Genomic DNA, 17,630 nt, shown 5'->3' with positions numbered 1-17,630 from the left:
CTCGGGAATGCCTGACCCGTAGGATCCGTTGGGTGGGGTGGCAGCGGAATTCCGGGGACCCGGAGCCGCCCGCCCAGTCAGCAGTCCGGCAGTCGGCAGAGACAAGGAAGACATCCGTGAGCGACGTCCGCAACGTGATCATCATCGGTTCCGGGCCCGCGGGCTATACGGCCGCGCTCTACACCGCCCGCGCTTCCTTGAAGCCGCTGGTCTTCGAAGGCTCGGTGACCGCGGGTGGCGCCCTGATGAACACCACCGATGTGGAGAACTTCCCCGGCTTCCGGGACGGGATCATGGGCCCCGACCTGATGGACAACATGCGGGCCCAGGCCGAGCGCTTCGGCGCCGAGCTCGTTCCGGACGACGTGGCCGCGGTCGACCTCAGTGAGCAGATCAAGACCGTCACCGACTCCGCCGGTACGGTCCACCGGGCCAAGACCGTCATCGTGGCCACCGGCTCTCAGCACCGCAAGCTGGGCCTGCCGCGCGAGGACGAGCTCTCCGGCCGCGGTGTCTCCTGGTGTGCCACCTGTGACGGGTTCTTCTTCAAGGACCAGGACATCGCCGTCATCGGCGGCGGCGACACGGCCCTGGAGGAGGCGACCTTCCTGTCGCGGTTCGCCAAGTCGGTCACGGTGGTCCACCGCCGGGACACCCTGCGCGCCAGCAAGGCGATGCAGGAGCGGGCCTTCGCCGACCCGAAGATCTCGTTCATCTGGGACAGCGTGGTCGAGGAGATCCACGGCGACGGCAAGCTCTCCGGTCTCACGATCCGCGACGTCAAGAAGGACGAGACCTCCGAGCTGCCGGTCACCGGACTGTTCATCGCGATCGGCCACGACCCGCGCACCGAGCTGTTCAAGGGCCAGCTGGGCCTGGACGACGACGGGTACCTGAAGGTGGACGCGCCCACCACCCGGACCAACCTGCCCGGTGTCTTCGCCGCCGGCGATGTCGTGGACCACACCTACCGTCAGGCGATCACCGCGGCCGGCACCGGTTGCTCGGCGGCACTGGACGCCGAGCGGTACCTCGCCTCGCTGGGCCAGGGCGACGCCACCGTCTGACTCCGCTTCCCACCTCTGCACCAACTCACTAAGGAGATTGCCATGGCCGGTGCCACGGTCACCGTGACGGACGCCGACTTCGAGGAGAAGGTCCTCAAGAGCGACAAGCCGGTACTCGTCGACTTCTGGGCCGCCTGGTGCGGTCCGTGCCGCCAGATCGCCCCCTCTCTGGAGGCCATCGCGGCCGAGCACCCCGACAAGATCGTCATCGCCAAGCTCAACATCGACGAGAACCCGGCGACCGCCGCCAAGTACGGCGTGATGTCCATCCCGACGCTCAATGTCTACCAGGGCGGCGAGGTCGCCAAGACCATCGTCGGCGCCAAGCCCAAGGCCGCCATCGAGCGCGACCTGGCCGACTTCATCGGCTGAGCGCACCACGCGTCACCCTCATACACGAAGGGGCTGCCCATCGGGGCAGCCCCTTCGTGTTTCACGTGGAACCCGCTACAGCGGCCGAAGCGCGGGCTCCTTCTGGACGGCGCCGAGCAGCCGGTCCAGCGCCATCTCGACATCCTCTTTCCAGGAGATCGTGGTCCTCAGCTCCAGCCTCAGCCGGGGGTAGCGCGGATGCGGCCGTACGGTCTTGAAGCCCACGGCCAGCAGATGATCGGCGGGCAGTACACACGCCGGTTCCTTCCAGGTGGCATCCCCGAACGCCTCCACCGCCTTGAAGCCCCGGCGGATCAGATCCTTGGCGACGGTCTGCACCATCACCCGGCCCAGCCCCTGCCCCTGATATCCGGGCATCAGCCATGCCGTCATCAGCTGGACGGCATCCGCCGCGACCGGACTGGTCGGGAAGGCCGTGGAGCGCGGTACATACGCCGGAGGCGCATACAGCACAAAGCCCACCGGGACCTCATCGACATAGACCACCCGGCCGCAGGATCCCCACTCCAGCAGAACGGCGGAGATCCATGCCTCTTTCTCCAGCTCCGGTCGGCCGGCCCTTACGGCTGCTTCGCCGCTGACCGGATCGAGCTCCCAGAAGACACAGGCGCGGCAGCGCTTGGGGATGTCCGGGAGGTTGTCCAGCGTGAGCGGTACGAGCCGACGCCCCATGAAGCCAGTCCTTCACTTCCGTGGCCAGCCGCGCCACGGGCGGCTGACAGCGCACTACGCTCCCTGATCAGACTGCCGACGAAACCGCCGACAGCTCCCAGGCCCAATCCTGTGGCCAACAGTCCGGTGCGGCTCACCGATCGCATGGCCCTGCCCTCCACATGCGGCGCCTCCACATGGATCCGCCTTACCTGATCGCATCGTATCCGTGCCGAGATTGCACCGATACCGCCCTTGGGCAAACAGCGGGTCGCGTTCCGACCATGTCGGAACGCGACCCGCCCCGCTGCCCTTCCGTGCGGCATTGGCCGCACGGGCAGCGCCTCACTCGTCCTCGTCCGCCGCTCCGCCCTCGGAGGAGAGCGGCTGCTCCAGCACCGGCCCCTCACCGGGGGCCAGCGTGCCGAGGATCCGCTCGAGATCCTCTATTGAGGCGAACTCGACGACGATCTTTCCCTTCTTCTGACCGAGGTCGACCTTCACCCGCGTCTCGAACCGATCGGAGAGACGTGAGGCCAGATCCGTGAGCGCGGGGGACACCCTCGCGCCCGCCCTTGGACTCTTGGGTTTGGTCGTACCGCCCGAGCGCGATCCCATCAGGGTGACGATCTCCTCCACCGCACGCACCGAGAGGCCCTCGGCGACGATGCGATGGGCCAGCCGGTCCTGCTCCTCCGGGTCGTCCACGGAGAGCAGTGCCCGGGCATGGCCCGCGGAGAGAACCCCGGCGGCCACCCTGCGCTGGACGGACGGGGAGAGCTTCAGCAGCCGCAGCGTATTGGAGACCTGCGGACGCGAGCGCCCGATGCGGTCGGCCAGTTCGTCATGCGTGCAGTTGAAGTCCTTCAGCAGCTGGTCGTACGCCGCCGCCTCTTCCAGCGGATTCAGCTGGGCCCGGTGGAGGTTCTCCAGCAGCGCGTCGAGCAGGAGCTTCTCGTCATCGGTGGCCCGGACGATCGCGGGGATCTTCTCCAGCCCGGCCTCACGGCAGGCCCGCCAGCGGCGCTCGCCCATGATGAGCTCATAGCGCTCCGGCGCCAACTGCCGTACGACGACGGGCTGGAGGAGTCCGACCTCCTGGATCGAGGTGACCAGTTCGGCGAGCGCGTCCTCGTCGAAGACCTCACGGGGCTGCCGCGGGTTGGGGGTGATGAAGTCCAGCGGCAGCTCGGCGAAGTGGGCCCCGGCCACCTCCTCCGGGATCGCCTCCGGGGCGGCGGCCTCGGGCTCCTGCTCCCGCGGCGCGGGCTCGGTTTCCTGTGGAACGGTATGCGTGGCCAGTCCGGCCACCTTGGCCGCCGCCACTCCGCGCTCCTGGGTGAGCACCGGGACCGCGGTCGGTGAGGTGGTGGCCCCGGTCGTCGTGACCGTTCCCGCCCCCGCCGAGGACCCGGCGTTGTCCGTCCCCTTCGGCGCGGGAGGGATCAGGGCACCGAGCCCACGGCCCAGTCCTCTGCGTCGCTCACTCACTGAATCCCCTCCTGCATGCTGCTGTGCTGGTCGTGCTGGCTGAGCTCGGGCAAGGCATGAGCGTGCTGGGCGTCGTAGTGCACGCCGACACCTCTGAGGGCGATCTCACGGGCCGCCTCCAGATAGGAGAGCGCCCCACTCGACCCCGGGTCATAGGTGAGGACGGTCTGCCCATAGCTGGGGGCCTCGGAGATGCGCACCGATCGGGGAATGCTCGTCCGGAGCACCTCACCGCCGAAGTGGCTCCGCACTTCGTCGGCGACCTGGGAGGCCAGCCGGGTGCGACCGTCGTACATGGTGAGAAGGATCGTTGAGACATGGAGCTTGGGGTTGAGATGGCCCCGCACCAGATCCACATTCCGCAGTAGCTGCCCCAGCCCCTCCAGCGCGTAGTACTCGCACTGGATCGGGATCAGCACTTCCGCGCCGGCCACCAGCGCATTGACCGTCAGCAGGCCGAGCGAGGGCGGGCAGTCGATGAGGATGTAGTCCAGCGGCTGCTCATACGCCTCGATGGCCCGCTCAAGCCGGCTCTCCCTGGCCACCAGAGAGACCAACTCGATCTCGGCACCGGCGAGATCGATCGTGGCCGGAGCACAGAAGAGACCTTCCACATCCGGGACCGGCTGCACCACGTCGGACAACGGCTTGCTGTCGACCAGCACGTCATAGATCGAGGGAACCTCGGCGTGGTGGTCGATCCCCAGCGCCGTCGAGGCATTGCCCTGTGGGTCGAGGTCGATTACCAGCACCCGACCACCATGCAGGGCGAGCGAGGCGGCCAGGTTGACCGTGGTCGTGGTCTTCCCGACCCCGCCCTTCTGGTTGGCGACCACCATCACCCGGGTCTGTTCCGGCCTGGGCAGCCCCTCACCGGCGCGACCCAGGGCTTCGACCGCCAGTTGAGCGGCGCGGCCGATAGGGGTGTCGTCCATCGGAGGCGGCGTTTCACGTGAAACATCCTCCCCCGGCGATTCGGTACGGGGGCCGGGGACCGGATCGGTCATCGGCCCCGCGATGTTGGCGTCGGACCGCAAGGATTCACTCTCCTCGACATCAGGCTCGCAATAAGCAGAGCCTGCCATGCTTTTGGGGTCGTGAACCAGCGGGGCCCGTTCTCCTGTGGATGAATCCACGTTCACACGGGGTCGGCGGTCGCGGGGCAAGGCCGCCGCACGACCGCGACTGATGATTCCATGCAACAGGGAGCGACGTTTCACGTGAAACACGATGCACGGGAGACCTCGTCGATGGGTCGCGACACTCCGGTATGTGTAGTTTTGCCAGCTTGTATGGAGCAATGCCCTTGACTCAGGGCCGACGGCGCGGCGACCGGCGAGCCGCCTTGGCCCGCTTCGCCGCGAAGCGCACACCCCCGGGGCTCTCTCCGACCTCGACCCGCACCACCGTGGACGGCGGGTCCACCACTCCCTCACCGACATGCAGCACCGAGGTCCCCACCACGCCCAGCTTGCCCAGCGCGGCCCGGGCCTGCTTCAGCTCCTCCTCGGCGGTGTCGCCCTTCAGCAGCAGCATCTCGCCGTACGGGCGCAGCAGCGGAACCCCCCAGCCGGCCAGCCGGTCCAGCGGAGCCACCGCCCGAGCCGTCACCACATGCATCGGGGTCAGCTTGCCGAGGACCTCCTCGGCGCGGCCGCGCACCACCGTCACATGCTCCAGCCCCAGCAGCTCCACCACTTCCCGCAGAAAGTTCGTCCGGCGCAGCAAGGGCTCCAGCAGCGTGATCCGGAGATCGGGACGGGTCAGGGCGAGCGGGATACCGGGGAGCCCGGCCCCTGACCCCACATCGCAAACGGTGACCCCCTCGGGCACCACTTCGGAGAGCACGGCGCAGTTCAGCAGATGCCGCTCCCACAGCCGCGGCACCTCGCGCGGGCCGATCAGCCCACGCGTCACTCCCACATCGGCCAGCAGCTCGCCGTAGCGGACGGCCTCCGGGAAACGGTCACCGAATACATCCCTTGCCTCGGGGGGCGCCGGGGGGAGCTCCGCTGCTTCCGTCACGGGGACCGTCCTTCCGTACCGAACACTGTGCTGAACGATGATGTAAGGCTGACAAGATTCGGCCCCGTCTGCGTGCAGACGGGGCCGTGTGGATCACGAGTCGGAACCGCTTCAGACCGGAAGCACGACCACGCAGCGCTGGGGCTCCTCGCCCTCGGACTCGCTGCGCAGTCCGGCGGCGGCCACGGCGTCGTGCACCACCTTCCGCTCGAAGGGCGTCATCGCCTTGAGCTTCACCGGCTGACCGGTACCCTTCGCCTCCTCGGCGGCCTTGGTGCCCAGCTCGGTCAGCTCGGCACGCTTACGGGCCCGGTATCCGGCGATGTCGAGCATCAGCCGGCTGCGGTCGCCGGTCTCCCGGTGCACCGCGAGGCGGGTCAGCTCCTGAAGGGCCTCCAGCACCTCGCCATCGCGGCCGACCAGCTTCTGCAGATCACGGCTGGTCGAGTCGCTGATGATCGACACCGCTGCGCGATCGGCCTCGACGTCCATGTCGATGTCGCCGTCGAGGTCCGCGATGTCCAGCAGCCCCTCGAGGTAGTCGGCCGCGATCTCCCCTTCCTGCTCAAGGCGGGTCAGGGTGTCGACACCCTCGGCTGCCGGGGTGGTGCCTTCCGTCACGGATGGACTCCTTCGTTACTTCTTGGACGGGTGCTTGGGGCGCTGCTGGCCCTTGCGCTGGCCGGACTTCGCGCCACGGGAGGAGCCGGAAGCCGAACCGCCGGCCGGCTTGCCGCCCTGCGCGCCCTTCTTCTGCCCCGTGCCCTGCTTCTCGGCGGGCTTGTCCTCGGCGGACTTCGCGGTGGAGGCCGAGGAAGCCGGCTGCGAGCTGGCCTTGCTGTGGCCGGTCGTGGAGCGCTGCGCCTTGGTCTGGCGCTTGGGCTGCTGACGGTTGGCACGCGCCGTCTCGACCGCCTGCTTCGCGGCGACCTCGGCCGGCTCCTCCTTCAGCTTGCCCTTGGCCCGCAGCCGCTCCTCGCGGGCCTTGAAGGCGAGGCTGCCCGGGGTCGGGTTCCGGCGGATGACGAACATCTGCTGGCCCAGGGTCCAGACGTTGGTGGTCAGCCAGTAGACGAGGACACCGACGGGGAAGTTGATGCCGAAGACGGCGAACATGATCGGGAAGACGTACATCAGCATCTTCTGCTGCTGCATGAACGGCGTCTTCACCGTGAGGTCGACGTTCTTGGTCATCAGCTGGCGCTGGGTGAAGAACTGCGAGGCCGACATCAGGACGATCATGGTGATCGTCACGATGCGGACGTCGGTCAGCGAGGCGCCGAGGGATTCGACCTTCGTGGCCGAGTCCATGAACTTCACCGACAGCGGAGCGCCGAAGATGTGGGCGTTACGGGCGCTGTCCAGCAGCGACTGGTCGATGACACCGACCGTCCTGTTGTTCGCGATGTGGTTGAGCACCTGGTACAGCGAGATGAAGAACGGCGACTGCGCGAGGATCGGCAGACAGCTCGAGAGCGGGTTGGTACCCGTCTCCTTGTAGAGCTTCATCATCTCTTCGGACTGGCGCTGCCGGTCGCTCTTGTAGCGCTCCTGGATCGCCTTCATCTTGGGCTGGAGCGCCTGCATGTTCCGCGTCGACTTGATCTGCTTCACGAAGAGCGGGATCAGGCAGATCCGGATCAGCACCACCAGCGAAACGATGGACAGACCCCACGCCCAGCCACTGTCCCGATCGAAGATCAAGCTGTAGAACGAGTGGAACTGGACGATGATCCAGGAAACTACGTCATAAAGAGGACCGAGGATCGTGTCCACGAATCAGGCTCCTTGGGCTTTGGGCTGGGTCTCGGGCTGTGCGGCAGGCTCCACAGCCGGATGCCCGCCGAGGCGGTTCCGCAGCCGCTGGTGCCACACCGGACGCTTCCGGGGCGGGACGTGGTCGACGCCACCGAGTGACCATGGGTTGCAGCGCAGGATGCGCCAGGCCGTCAGCGCCGTTCCTTTCACCGCGCCGTGCCGGTTGATGGCCGTATAGCCATAGTGCGAGCACGACGGGTAGTACTTGCAGACCGGTCCCAGCATCGGGCTGATGGTCCACTGGTACAGCTTGATCAACCACAGCAGCGGGTACTTCATCGCGGCACCCCTCCCAGTAGCCGCTGCACTGCCGTGTCGAGATCGCGGGCCAGCTGGTCGTGACCCGCCTCACCCGCGCCGGGCAGCGCCCGTACGACCACAAGGCTACCTGCGGGAAATCGGTCGATGCGGTCCCGCATCAGATGGCGCAGTCTCCGCTTCACCAGATTGCGGACGACGGCACCGCCGATCGCCTTGCTCACGACGAAACCCGCACGCGCCGGAGGAGCACTCTCCCCGGATGCGTGCGGGTCCGTATCACCGCTGGTGAGGCCGGTGCGAAGGTGCACGACAAGGAGCGGGCGCCCGGCCCTGCGTCCTCGGCGTACCGCGGCCGCGAAGTCCTCGCGCCGCCTCAGCCGATGTTCGGTAGGCAGCACGTCATGGACCTTGGGTCAGGCTGCTCAGGCCGACAGGCGGGCGCGACCCTTGCTACGGCGGGACGCGAGGATCGCGCGGCCGGCACGGGTGCGCATCCGCAGCCGGAAGCCGTGGGTCTTCGCGCGACGACGGTTGTTCGGCTGGAAGGTGCGCTTGCTCACTCGGGGGCTCCAGAAATGAATCGGATGGTGGCGGTCTATCGCTTGGCTGTCACCGTGCGCCCACGAGTAGCTCGCAATACGCCCGAGTGCACCGCTTCACGACCACGGATCATCAGCCCGTGAATCCTTGCCCATCGGAGGCAGGCGGCAGCAGCCATCGACAACTCGACCTGGTTACGGTACGCGCGGTTACGCCATCCGGTCAAACCGGTGGCCGACACCCTGACAGCGCGCTATCCCCCCACAGAGTAGGGGCAAGGGAACGCCCGGCGACATCGCATGGCACATTTGTACACACCCTGTGGACAACGACTTGAACCGCGTACCCCGGCCTGACTACCGTGGCTGGGCTCCGATTCCTTCACGCCCGTCCCGAGAACCACGCATTCGTGGGACCTGTCGGCGTCCCCCACCCAGCGAGTGAGAGAGCGTGCCCTGTGGCTGACGTACCCGCCGATCTTGCCGCAGTGTGGCCACGTGTGCTCGAGCGGCTGCTGGGAGAGGGCTCCGGGCAGGGCGGACAAGGCGTCGAGGCCAAGGACGAGCACTGGATCAAGCGGTGCCAGCCCCTCGCCCTGGTCGCCGACACCGCGCTGCTCGCCGTCCCCAATGAATTCGCCAAGGGCGTGCTGGAGGGCCGGCTGGCCCCCGTCGTCAGCGAAACGCTGAGCCGGGAGTGCGGCCGCCCGATCCGCATCGCGATCACCGTGGACGAGTCCGCCGGCGAACCGATCGTCCCCCCGCAGCCCCAGCGCGAACAGCGCGAGTCCTACGAGCAGGGCTACGACGGCCGGGACGGCTACGGCCGCCAGGCGCCGGACGATCTTCCGTCGGCCCGCCCCGCGTACCCCGGGTATCAGCAGTCGCGCCCCGAGCCGGGCGCCTGGCCGCGGAGCCGTGACGACTACGGCTGGCAGCAGCCCCGGCTCGGCGGCTTCCCCGAGAGCGATCCGTACGCCTCCCAGCGCTCCTCGTCCGGCTATGACCAGCAGCCCGGCTACGACCAGCCGCCGTACGAGCAGCAGCCGCGCGGCGACTACCGCGGTCCGGGCGCCGAGCGCCCCGGGCCGGGCGGCCCCGAGCGCCCGCCGTACGAGCAGCGCCACGATCTGCCCGACCCGCTCGAGCGCGCCCGCGGCGGACCGCCCGTGCTGCCCTCGCAGACCGGCGCCCCCGGCCCGCTCGCCGCCCAGCCCGCGCCCGCGTCCGGCCCCGGTGAGCCGACCGCGCGACTGAACCCCAAGTACCTCTTCGACACCTTCGTCATCGGCGCGTCCAACCGCTTCGCGCACGCCGCGGCGGTCGCCGTCGCCGAGGCTCCGGCCAAGGCGTACAACCCGCTGTTCATCTACGGCGAGTCCGGGCTCGGCAAGACCCACCTGCTGCATGCCATCGGGCACTACGCGCGCAGCCTCTACCCCGGCACCCGGGTGCGCTATGTGAGCTCCGAGGAGTTCACCAACGAGTTCATCAACTCCATCCGCGACGGCAAGGCGGACGCGTTCCGCAAGCGCTACCGCGACATGGACATCCTGCTGGTCGACGACATCCAGTTCCTGGCGAGCAAGGAGTCGACGCAGGAGGAGTTCTTCCACACCTTCAATACGCTCCACAACGCCAACAAGCAGATCGTGCTCTCCTCCGACCGGCCGCCCAAGCAGCTGGTCACCCTGGAGGACCGGCTCCGCAACCGCTTCGAGTGGGGCCTGATCACCGATGTGCAGCCGCCGGAGCTGGAGACGCGCATCGCGATCCTCCGTAAGAAGGCGGTGCAGGAGCAGCTGAACGCGCCGCCGGAGGTGCTGGAGTTCATCGCCTCGCGGATCTCCCGCAACATCCGTGAGCTGGAGGGCGCGCTGATCAGAGTGACGGCCTTCGCGAGCCTGAACCGGCAGCCGGTGGACCTCGGGCTCACGGAGATCGTGCTGAAGGACTTGATCCCCGGCGGCGAGGACGCGGCCCCGGAGATCACCGCCACCGCGATCATGGCCGCGACCGCCGACTACTTCGGGCACACGGTGGACGATCTGTGCGGGGCCTCCCGCAGCAGGGTGCTGGTCACCGCGCGGCAGATCGCGATGTACCTCTGCCGGGAGCTGACCGATCTCTCGCTGCCCAAGATCGGCGCGCAGTTCGGCGGCCGCGACCATACGACGGTGATGCACGCCGACCGCAAGATCAGGGCTCTGATGGCCGAGCGGCGCTCCATCTACAACCAGGTGACCGAGCTGACCAACCGCATCAAGAACGGCTGAGAGGGGCCCGCAGGGCCACCGCGAACCGCTGAAGGGCGCTCCGGGACGGACAACTCCCGGGGCGCCCTTCGTCGTACCCCCTCGTCACATCGCTGTCCCTCGTCGTTCACCGCTACGAAGCTGTTCGATTCCCTGCCCGGCCGACCCGGTTCTCCACAGATCCACAGCTCATCCACCGTCCACACCCTGGGGACATGGGAGTTGTCCCGATCGCGTCCACAGGGTGCGCGGTGGAAAGGGGATCCCCCGAGGTCAGCAGGGTGTGGAATTGTGGCTAACCGGAGTCCACAGACTGTGGATGATCGAGATGCCCACAGGCCGCGCGTCAGCTTGTCCACCGGCAACCCACAGCCGAAGGCCCGTTGCCCACAGCTTCTCCACACCGCTGTCCACTGTTCGGCAACGAAACGGCCACGGTCACCGGGCCGAGTGAAAGGCGTCACACCGAAGAGGCGGGTTGGGCTGTGGGGAAGGTGGGTAAAACTGGGGACGGCGCTGGGGAGAACCGGGCGATGTCTGTGCATCGCATGTGCAGAACTCTTCGGCGTCCACAGACAGCCCTGGTTGTCCACCGCCCCCACCCACAGGCCCGGTGGATAAAAAAGCGCCTCTGACCAGGGCAGATCGAGTTTTCCACGGTTTCCACAGGGCCTACTACTACGACCACATAGAGATAGCGAGGAAACCGCTTCGAAGTGGGGCCTGTGCACAACCTCGGGCCGAGCCGCCCGACACCCCGCGCACCGACTTGACCCCGAGCCGCACCGACTGTCGGCGGCGTGCGTCAGACTGGTCTCCGGCGACTCAGCCGACGACGAAGGCCAGCAGGGCGAGCCAGCAACAAGCAGGAGGCGGCTTACGGTGAAGATCCGGGTGGAGCGCGATGTACTCGCGGAGGCAGTGGCCTGGACGGCCCGCAGCCTCCCGGCCCGACCGCCGGTGCCCGTCCTCGCGGGCATCCTGATGAAGGCGGAGGAGGGCGCGCTCAGCCTCTCCGGCTTCGACTACGAGGTCTCGGCCCGCGTCTCGGTGGAGGCCGACATCGAGGACGACGGCACGGTCCTCGTCTCCGGCCGGCTCCTCGCCGACATCTGCCGCGCCCTCCCCAACCGCCCGGTGGAGATCTCCAGCGACGGCGTGCGGGTCACCGTGGTCTGCGGCTCCTCGCGATTCACACTCCACACCCTCCCTGTGGAGGAGTACCCCGCGCTGCCGCAGATGCCGACCGCGACGGGCACCGTCCCCGGTGAGGTCTTCGCCGCCGCCGCGGCCCAGGTCGCCATCGCCGCCGGCCGTGACGACACCCTGCCGGTGCTCACGGGTGTGCGGATCGAGATCGAGGGCGACACCGTCACGCTGGCCTCCACCGACCGCTACCGCTTCGCGGTCCGCGAGTTCCTGTGGAAGCCCGAGACCCCCGACGTCTCCGCCGTCGCGCTGGTGCCCGCCAAGACGCTCCTCGACACCGCCAAGTCGCTGACCAGCGGTGACACCGTCGCGCTCGCGCTCTCCGGCTCGGGTGCGGGCGAGGGCCTGATCGGCTTCGAGGGCGCCGGGCGCCGTACGACCACCCGGCTGCTCGAGGGCGACCTGCCGAAGTACCGCACGCTCTTCCCCACCGAGTTCAACTCGGTCGCGGTGATCGAGACCGCCCCGTTCGTCGAGGCCGTCAAGCGTGTGGCCCTGGTCGCCGAGCGCAACACTCCGGTGCGGCTCACCTTCGAGCAGGGCGTGCTGATCCTGGAGGCCGGATCCAGCGACGACGCACAGGCTGTGGAAAGGGTGGACGCCCAGCTCGACGGCGACGACATCTCGATCGCCTTCAACCCGACGTTCCTGCTGGACGGCCTCAGCGCGATCGACTCGCCGGTCGCCCAGCTGTCCTTCACCACCTCGACCAAGCCAGCCCTGCTGAGTGGCAAGCCCGCCATGGACGCCGAGGCGGACGAGGCGTACAAGTACCTGATCATGCCGGTCCGACTGAGTGGCTGAAAGCCGAGCGAATGAGCAGGTGTAGCCCACATCTGTGCGGCTACCCGCGGGCGTAGGCTCGGATTCACCGCGAAACGCAACGGACTACGGCACGAAGGATCACTGATGGAGCTCGGTCTCATCGGCCTCGGCAAGATGGGCGGCAACATGCGCGAGCGCATCCGCCGCGCAGGCCACACCGTCATCGGATACGACCGCAACCCGGACGTCGCCGATGTCCACAGCATCGATGAGCTCGTCACCAAGCTCAAGGGCCCGCGAGTGGTGTGGGTCATGGTCCCGGCGGGCGTCCCCACCCAGATCACCATCGATGAGCTGGCCGAGCTGCTGTCGCCCGGCGACGTCGTCGTGGACGGCGGGAACTCCCGCTGGACCGACGACGAGAAGCACGCCGAGCAGCTCAACGCCAGGGGCATAGGTTTCGTCGACTGCGGTGTCTCCGGCGGCGTATGGGGTCTGGAGAACGGCTACGCGCTGATGTACGGCGGCTCCGCCGACCATGTGGCCCGGGTCCAGCCGATCTTCGACGCGCTCAAGCCCGAGGGCGAGGGCGGCGCCGTCCACGCCGGCAAGGTCGGCGCGGGCCACTTCGCCAAGATGGTCCACAACGGCATCGAGTACGCGATGATGCAGGCGTACGCCGAGGGCTGGGAGCTGCTGGAGAAGGTGGACTCGGTCACCGACGTCCGCGAGGTCTTCCGCTCCTGGCAGGAGGGCACGGTCATCCGCTCCTGGCTGCTGGACCTGGCCGTCCGCGCCCTGGACGAGGACGAGCACCTGGGCAAGCTGCGGGGCTACGCGGAGGACTCCGGTGAGGGCCGCTGGACCGTGGAGGCCGCCATCGACAACGCCGTGCCGCTGCCCGCGATCACCGCGTCGCTCTTCGCCCGGTTCGCCTCTCGCCAGGAGGACTCGCCGCAGATGAAGATGGTCGCCGCGCTGCGCAATCAGTTCGGTGGCCACGCGGTCGAGAGCAACGAGAAGTAACCACCCCTCGGGGTGGAAGCACGCAGTACTGCCGGGGGAGGTCGGCGCAGCCCACCATGCACGTCACGCATCTCTCGCTCGCCGACTTCCGCTCGTACGCCCGGGCCGAGGTGGCGCTCGACCCGGGCGTCACGGCTTTCGTCGGGCCCAACGGCCAGGGCAAGACCAATCTCGTCGAGGCCGTCGGCTACCTGGCCACCCTCGGCAGCCACCGGGTCTCCTCCGACGCCCCGCTGGTGCGCATGGGCGCGGAGCGGGCCGTGGTCCGGGCCGCGGTCGTCCAGGGGGACCGGCAGCAGCTGATCGAGCTCGAGCTCAACCCGGGCAAGGCCAACCGCGCCCGTATCAATCGATCGTCGCAGGTCAGACCGCGCGATGTGCTGGGGATCCTGCGGTCGGTGCTGTTCGCGCCCGAGGATCTGGCCCTGGTCAAGGGCGATCCGGGCGAGCGCCGCCGGTTCCTGGATGAGCTGATCACCACGCGGGCGCCCCGGATGGCGGGGGTCCGCTCCGACTACGACCGGGTGCTGAAGCAGCGCAACACCCTGCTGAAGACCGCCGCCCTGGCCCGGCGCCACGGCTCGCGCAGCGGGGGTGGCGACGCGGCCCTGTCCACCCTCGACGTCTGGGACCAGCATCTGGCCCGGGCCGGTGCCGAGCTGCTCGCCCAGCGGCTCGATCTGATCTCTGTGCTCCAGCCGCTCGCCGACAAGGCGTACGAGCAGCTCGCCCCGGGCGGCGGCCCGGTGCTGCTGGAGTACCGCGGTTCGGCCGGTGAGGGGCTGGCCGACGCGGGCAGCCGCGAGGAGCTGTACGAGCTGCTGATGGCCGCCCTCACCGAGGCCCGTAAGCAGGAGATCGAGCGCGGGGTCACGCTGGTGGGCCCACACCGCGACGACCTGGTGCTCAAGCTGGGCCGGCTCCCGGCGAAGGGCTACGCCAGCCATGGCGAGTCCTGGTCGTACGCCCTCGCCCTGCGGCTGGCCTCCTACGATCTGCTGCGCACCGAGGCGGGCGAGCCGGTGCTGGTGCTCGACGACGTCTTCGCGGAGCTGGACGAGCGGCGCCGGGAGCGGCTGGCCGAGCTGGTCGCCCCCGGGGAGCAGGTGCTGGTGACCGCGGCGGTGGAGGACGACGTCCCGCATGTTCTGACCGGTACGCGCTATGCGGTGTCCGAGGGCGAGGTGCGGCGCGTATGACGGACGGGACGGACCAGCCCGCGCGGCCCTCGGCGGCGCCCGGTCCCTCGCCGGTGCCCGAGCCCTCAGGCGTCGATCTCGCGCGGGTGGCGCTGCGCGCCGCCAAGGAACAGGCGCGCGCCCGGGGAGCCGCGGCCCAGCAGAAGAAGCAGGCGCGCAGAGGGGGCCTGCGCTCCGGCGCGCGCGCCGATGGCCGCGATCCGCTTCCGCTCGGTGCTGCGATCAACCGGCTGATCACCGAGCGTGGCTGGGAGACCCCGGCCGCGGTCGGCGGGGTGATGGGCCGCTGGCCCCAGATGGTGGGCCCCGAGGTGGCCCAGCACTGCGAGCCCCAGCGCTATGACGAGGACGCCCGGGTGCTCACGGTGCGCTGTGACTCCACGGCGTGGGCGACCCAGCTGCGGCTGCTCGCGCCCCAGCTCGTGGCCCGGCTCAACGCCGATCTGGGCCAGGGCACGGTGAAGCTGATCAAGGTTCTGGGCCCCGGCGGCCCGCCCCGGCGCTACGGCCCGCTGCGCTCCCCGGGCTCCATGGGCCCGGGGGACACCTACGGCTGACCGGGGTTCGAGCGCTGGTGTTAACCGGGGGTAACAGGGTGACTGCTGAGACCCCGGTCACGGTAGCCGGTGGTTGACAGCCCGAAGCGCTGAGTGGCGGCGTGAGCCTCTTGGAGCCCGTCCCCGCATATGGGGAGTCGGCGGCATCCGGTTCAGGGCGGCACATGCGGACTCAGGCGGCAGCAAGCCCCCATTCTTGTCGGCGCTACCGGTAGACTGGGGCCGTACACCGTCGCCGCTGGCGCGCCGAGCGCTTGCGGACACATGTTGAACGACGCAGCCGCTCCCGCCTGCCCGGAGACGGCTTGTGCTGTGCCAGAAAGGGCGCTTCGTGGCCGATTCCGGCAACCCCATCGAAAACATCCCGTCCACGCCCGACGGCGAGGCCCTGGCTCCGCCGTCGTACGACGCCAGTGCGATCACCGTCCTGGAGGGGCTGGAGGCGGTCCGCAAGCGACCCGGTATGTACATCGGTTCCACCGGTGAGCGCGGCCTGCACCACCTCGTCCAAGAGGTCGTCGACAACTCCGTCGACGAGGCCATGGCCGGTCACGCGGACACCATCGAGGTCACGATCCTCGCCGACGGCGGCGTCCGCGTCGTGGACAACGGCCGCGGGATCCCCGTGGGCATCGTCCCCTCGGAGGGGAAGCCGGCCGTGGAGGTCGTGCTGACCGTGCTGCACGCGGGCGGCAAGTTCGGCGGCGGCGGCTACGCCGTCTCCGGCGGTCTGCACGGCGTCGGCGTCTCCGTCGTCAACGCCCTGTCGTCGAAGGTGTCGGTCGAGGTCAAGACGGACGGTTACCGCTGGACCCAGGACTACAAGACGGGAGCGCCGACCGCGCCCCTGGCCCGGAACGAGGCCACGGAGGAGACCGGCACCACGGTCACCTTCTGGGCGGACCCGGACGTCTTCGAGACCACCGAGTACTCCTTCGAGACGCTGGCCCGGCGCTTCCAGGAGATGGCGTTCCTCAACAAGGGACTGTCGATCTCGCTGACGGACGAGCGCGAGGCCCATGTGGACGAGGAGGGCAAGCCGCTCTCCGTGAAGTACCACTACGAGGGCGGCATCGTCGACTTCGTCACCTACCTCAATTCCCGCAAGGGTGAGCTGGTCCACCCCACGGTGATCGGCTTCGAGGCCGAGGACAAGGAGCGGATGCTCTCCCTCGAACTCGCGATGCAGTGGAACACGCAGTACACCGAGGGTGTCTACAGCTTCGCGAACACCATCCACACCCATGAGGGCGGCACCCACGAGGAGGGCTTCCGCGCCGCGCTGACGTACCTGATCAACAAGTACGCGCGCGACAAGAAGCTGCTCCGGGAGCGCGACGACAACCTCACCGGTGAGGACATCCGCGAGGGTCTGACCGCGATCATCTCGGTCAAGCTGGGCGAGCCCCAGTTCGAGGGCCAGACCAAGACCAAGCTGGGCAACACGGAGGCCAAGACCTTCGTCCAGAAGATCGTCAACGAGTATCTCGCCGACTGGCTGGACCGCAACCCCAACGAGGCGGCGGACATCGTCCGCAAGGGCATCCAGGCGGCCACCGCCCGCGTCGCGGCCCGTAAGGCGCGCGATCTGACCCGCCGCAAGGGGCTGCTGGAGACCGCTTCGCTGCCGGGCAAGCTGAGCGACTGCCAGTCCAACGACCCGTCGAAGTGCGAGATCTTCATCGTCGAGGGTGACTCCGCCGGCGGCTCGGCCAAGTCCGGCCGCAACCCGCAGTACCAGGCGATCCTCCCGATCCGAGGCAAGATCCTCAACGTCGAGAAGGCCCGGGTCGACAAGATCCTGCAGAACAACGAGGTCCAGGCGCTGATCTCCGCCTTCGGCACCGGGGTGCACGAGGACTTCGACATCGCCAAGCTCCGCTATCACAAGATCATTCTGATGGCGGACGCCGATGTCGACGGCCAGCACATCAACACCCTGCTGCTGACCTTCCTCTTCCGTTTTATGCGCCCGCTGGTCGAGGCGGGGCATGTCTTCCTGTCCCGTCCGCCGCTCTACAAGATCAAGTGGGGCCGGGACGAGGTCGAGTACGCGTACTCGGACCGGGAGCGGGACGCGCTGATCCAGGCCGGCCGGGAGCAGGGCAAGCGCATCAAGGACGACTCCGTCCAGCGCTTCAAGGGTCTGGGCGAGATGAACGCCGAAGAGCTGCGAGTGACCACGATGGACCAGGACCACCGTGTCCTGGGCCAGGTCACGCTGGACGACGCGGCCCAGGCCGACGACCTGTTCTCGGTCCTCATGGGTGAGGACGTCGAGGCACGGCGCTCGTTCATCCAGCGCAACGCCAAGGATGTCCGCTTCCTCGACATCTGAGTCGGCCCCCAGCCGCAGACGACAGAAGGACTTTGA

Annotated in this window: 17 protein-coding genes; 8 read left to right on the top strand and 9 right to left on the bottom strand. The window is 68.6% G+C overall.

The window, feature by feature from the left end; genetic code table 11:
- The first annotated feature begins 116 nt into the window (after window positions 1-116).
- Both trxB and trxA read left to right on the top strand, forming a co-directional pair.
- The gene (trxB, locus tag ACZ6TD_RS24565; protein WP_471341659.1) at window positions 117-1,067 is read left to right on the top strand and encodes a thioredoxin-disulfide reductase; all 951 of its coding nucleotides are present in this window, start codon (window positions 117-119) and stop codon (window positions 1,065-1,067) included.
- A 42-nt stretch (window positions 1,068-1,109) separates the two neighbouring features.
- Window positions 1,110-1,439 carry a thioredoxin gene (trxA, locus tag ACZ6TD_RS24560; protein WP_014061966.1) on the top strand — a complete coding sequence of 110 codons (330 nt, stop codon included), beginning with the start codon at window positions 1,110-1,112 and terminating at the stop codon, window positions 1,437-1,439.
- Between the two features lie 75 nt (window positions 1,440-1,514).
- Here trxA and ACZ6TD_RS24555 read toward each other — a convergent pair whose 3' ends face one another.
- The 9 genes from ACZ6TD_RS24555 to rpmH all read right to left on the bottom strand — a co-directional run bounded on the left by ACZ6TD_RS24555 (window position 1,515) and on the right by rpmH (window position 8,266).
- Complete coding sequence (locus tag ACZ6TD_RS24555) at window positions 1,515-2,132, bottom strand: GNAT family N-acetyltransferase (protein WP_452881459.1); 618 nt, start codon at window positions 2,130-2,132, stop codon at window positions 1,515-1,517.
- 324 nt (window positions 2,133-2,456) lie between these two features.
- Entirely contained in the window at window positions 2,457-3,602 is a 1,146-nt protein-coding gene (locus tag ACZ6TD_RS24550) for a ParB/RepB/Spo0J family partition protein (protein ID WP_471341657.1), read from the bottom strand.
- Window positions 3,599-4,687, bottom strand: coding sequence for a ParA family protein (locus ACZ6TD_RS24545; RefSeq protein ID WP_471341655.1), 1,089 nt, complete (start codon window positions 4,685-4,687; stop codon window positions 3,599-3,601). Before ACZ6TD_RS24545 ends, ACZ6TD_RS24550 begins: the two co-directional genes overlap by 4 nt.
- 226 nt (window positions 4,688-4,913) lie before the next feature.
- A complete protein-coding gene (rsmG, locus tag ACZ6TD_RS24540; protein ID WP_037954600.1) occupies window positions 4,914-5,627 on the bottom strand; it encodes a 16S rRNA (guanine(527)-N(7))-methyltransferase RsmG in 714 nt (237 codons plus the stop codon).
- A 111-nt stretch (window positions 5,628-5,738) separates the two neighbouring features.
- Window positions 5,739-6,248, bottom strand: a complete 510-nt coding sequence (locus ACZ6TD_RS24535) for a Jag family protein (protein WP_020869968.1) — start codon at window positions 6,246-6,248, stop codon at window positions 5,739-5,741.
- Window positions 6,249-6,263: 15 nt separating this feature from the next.
- Window positions 6,264-7,403: a membrane protein insertase YidC gene (gene yidC, locus ACZ6TD_RS24530; RefSeq protein ID WP_471341653.1), complete on the bottom strand. Its 1,140-nt coding sequence runs from the start codon at window positions 7,401-7,403 to the stop codon at window positions 6,264-6,266.
- A 3-nt stretch (window positions 7,404-7,406) separates the two neighbouring features.
- Entirely contained in the window at window positions 7,407-7,724 is a 318-nt protein-coding gene (gene yidD / locus ACZ6TD_RS24525) for a membrane protein insertion efficiency factor YidD (RefSeq protein WP_020869966.1), read from the bottom strand.
- Window positions 7,721-8,104 (bottom strand): ribonuclease P protein component, encoded by a 384-nt coding sequence (rnpA, locus tag ACZ6TD_RS24520; RefSeq protein WP_037954594.1) that lies wholly within the window; start codon window positions 8,102-8,104, stop codon window positions 7,721-7,723. The genes yidD and rnpA overlap by 4 nt, the downstream gene beginning before the upstream one ends.
- A 24-nt stretch (window positions 8,105-8,128) precedes the next feature.
- A complete protein-coding gene (rpmH, locus tag ACZ6TD_RS24515; RefSeq protein WP_003956500.1) occupies window positions 8,129-8,266 on the bottom strand; it encodes a 50S ribosomal protein L34 in 138 nt (45 codons plus the stop codon).
- A 437-nt stretch (window positions 8,267-8,703) separates the two neighbouring features.
- Between rpmH and dnaA the strand changes: the two genes are divergently transcribed.
- The 6 genes from dnaA to gyrB all read left to right on the top strand — a co-directional run bounded on the left by dnaA (window position 8,704) and on the right by gyrB (window position 17,594).
- Window positions 8,704-10,521: a chromosomal replication initiator protein DnaA gene (gene dnaA, locus ACZ6TD_RS24510; RefSeq protein WP_471341651.1), complete on the top strand. Its 1,818-nt coding sequence runs from the start codon at window positions 8,704-8,706 to the stop codon at window positions 10,519-10,521.
- A gap of 861 nt (window positions 10,522-11,382) precedes the next feature.
- Window positions 11,383-12,513, top strand: coding sequence for a DNA polymerase III subunit beta (gene dnaN / locus ACZ6TD_RS24505; RefSeq protein WP_470003081.1), 1,131 nt, complete (start codon window positions 11,383-11,385; stop codon window positions 12,511-12,513).
- 105 nt (window positions 12,514-12,618) lie between these two features.
- Window positions 12,619-13,500 carry a phosphogluconate dehydrogenase (NAD(+)-dependent, decarboxylating) gene (gene gnd, locus ACZ6TD_RS24500; RefSeq protein WP_471341649.1) on the top strand — a complete coding sequence of 294 codons (882 nt, stop codon included), beginning with the start codon at window positions 12,619-12,621 and terminating at the stop codon, window positions 13,498-13,500.
- A 56-nt stretch (window positions 13,501-13,556) separates the two neighbouring features.
- Window positions 13,557-14,699 carry a DNA replication/repair protein RecF gene (gene recF, locus ACZ6TD_RS24495; protein WP_471341648.1) on the top strand — a complete coding sequence of 381 codons (1,143 nt, stop codon included), beginning with the start codon at window positions 13,557-13,559 and terminating at the stop codon, window positions 14,697-14,699.
- Entirely contained in the window at window positions 14,696-15,256 is a 561-nt protein-coding gene (locus tag ACZ6TD_RS24490) for a DciA family protein (protein WP_471341646.1), read from the top strand. The genes recF and ACZ6TD_RS24490 overlap by 4 nt, the downstream gene beginning before the upstream one ends.
- A gap of 307 nt (window positions 15,257-15,563) precedes the next feature.
- Entirely contained in the window at window positions 15,564-17,594 is a 2,031-nt protein-coding gene (gene gyrB, locus ACZ6TD_RS24485) for a DNA topoisomerase (ATP-hydrolyzing) subunit B (RefSeq protein ID WP_471341645.1), read from the top strand.
- Window positions 17,595-17,630: the final 36 nt, after the last annotated feature.

Source organism: Streptomyces yongxingensis (assembly GCF_055597465.1).
Note: the sequence above shows the minus strand (reverse complement) of the source record. Positions and strands in the feature narration are given on the sequence as shown.

Excerpts from the sequence above, each read along its gene's own strand:
- trxA (WP_014061966.1), top strand. The coding sequence starts at position 1,110 with ATGGCCGGTGCCACGGTCACCGTGACGGACGCCGACTTCGAGGAGAAG.
- ACZ6TD_RS24555 (WP_452881459.1), bottom strand. The coding sequence starts at position 2,132 with ATGGGGCGTCGGCTCGTACCGCTCACGCTGGACAACCTCCCGGACATC.
- ACZ6TD_RS24545 (WP_471341655.1), bottom strand. The coding sequence starts at position 4,687 with ATGGCAGGCTCTGCTTATTGCGAGCCTGATGTCGAGGAGAGTGAATCC.
- yidD (WP_020869966.1), bottom strand. The coding sequence starts at position 7,724 with ATGAAGTACCCGCTGCTGTGGTTGATCAAGCTGTACCAGTGGACCATC.
- gnd (WP_471341649.1), top strand. The coding sequence starts at position 12,619 with ATGGAGCTCGGTCTCATCGGCCTCGGCAAGATGGGCGGCAACATGCGC.
- recF (WP_471341648.1), top strand. The coding sequence starts at position 13,557 with ATGCACGTCACGCATCTCTCGCTCGCCGACTTCCGCTCGTACGCCCGG.
- ACZ6TD_RS24490 (WP_471341646.1), top strand. The coding sequence starts at position 14,696 with ATGACGGACGGGACGGACCAGCCCGCGCGGCCCTCGGCGGCGCCCGGT.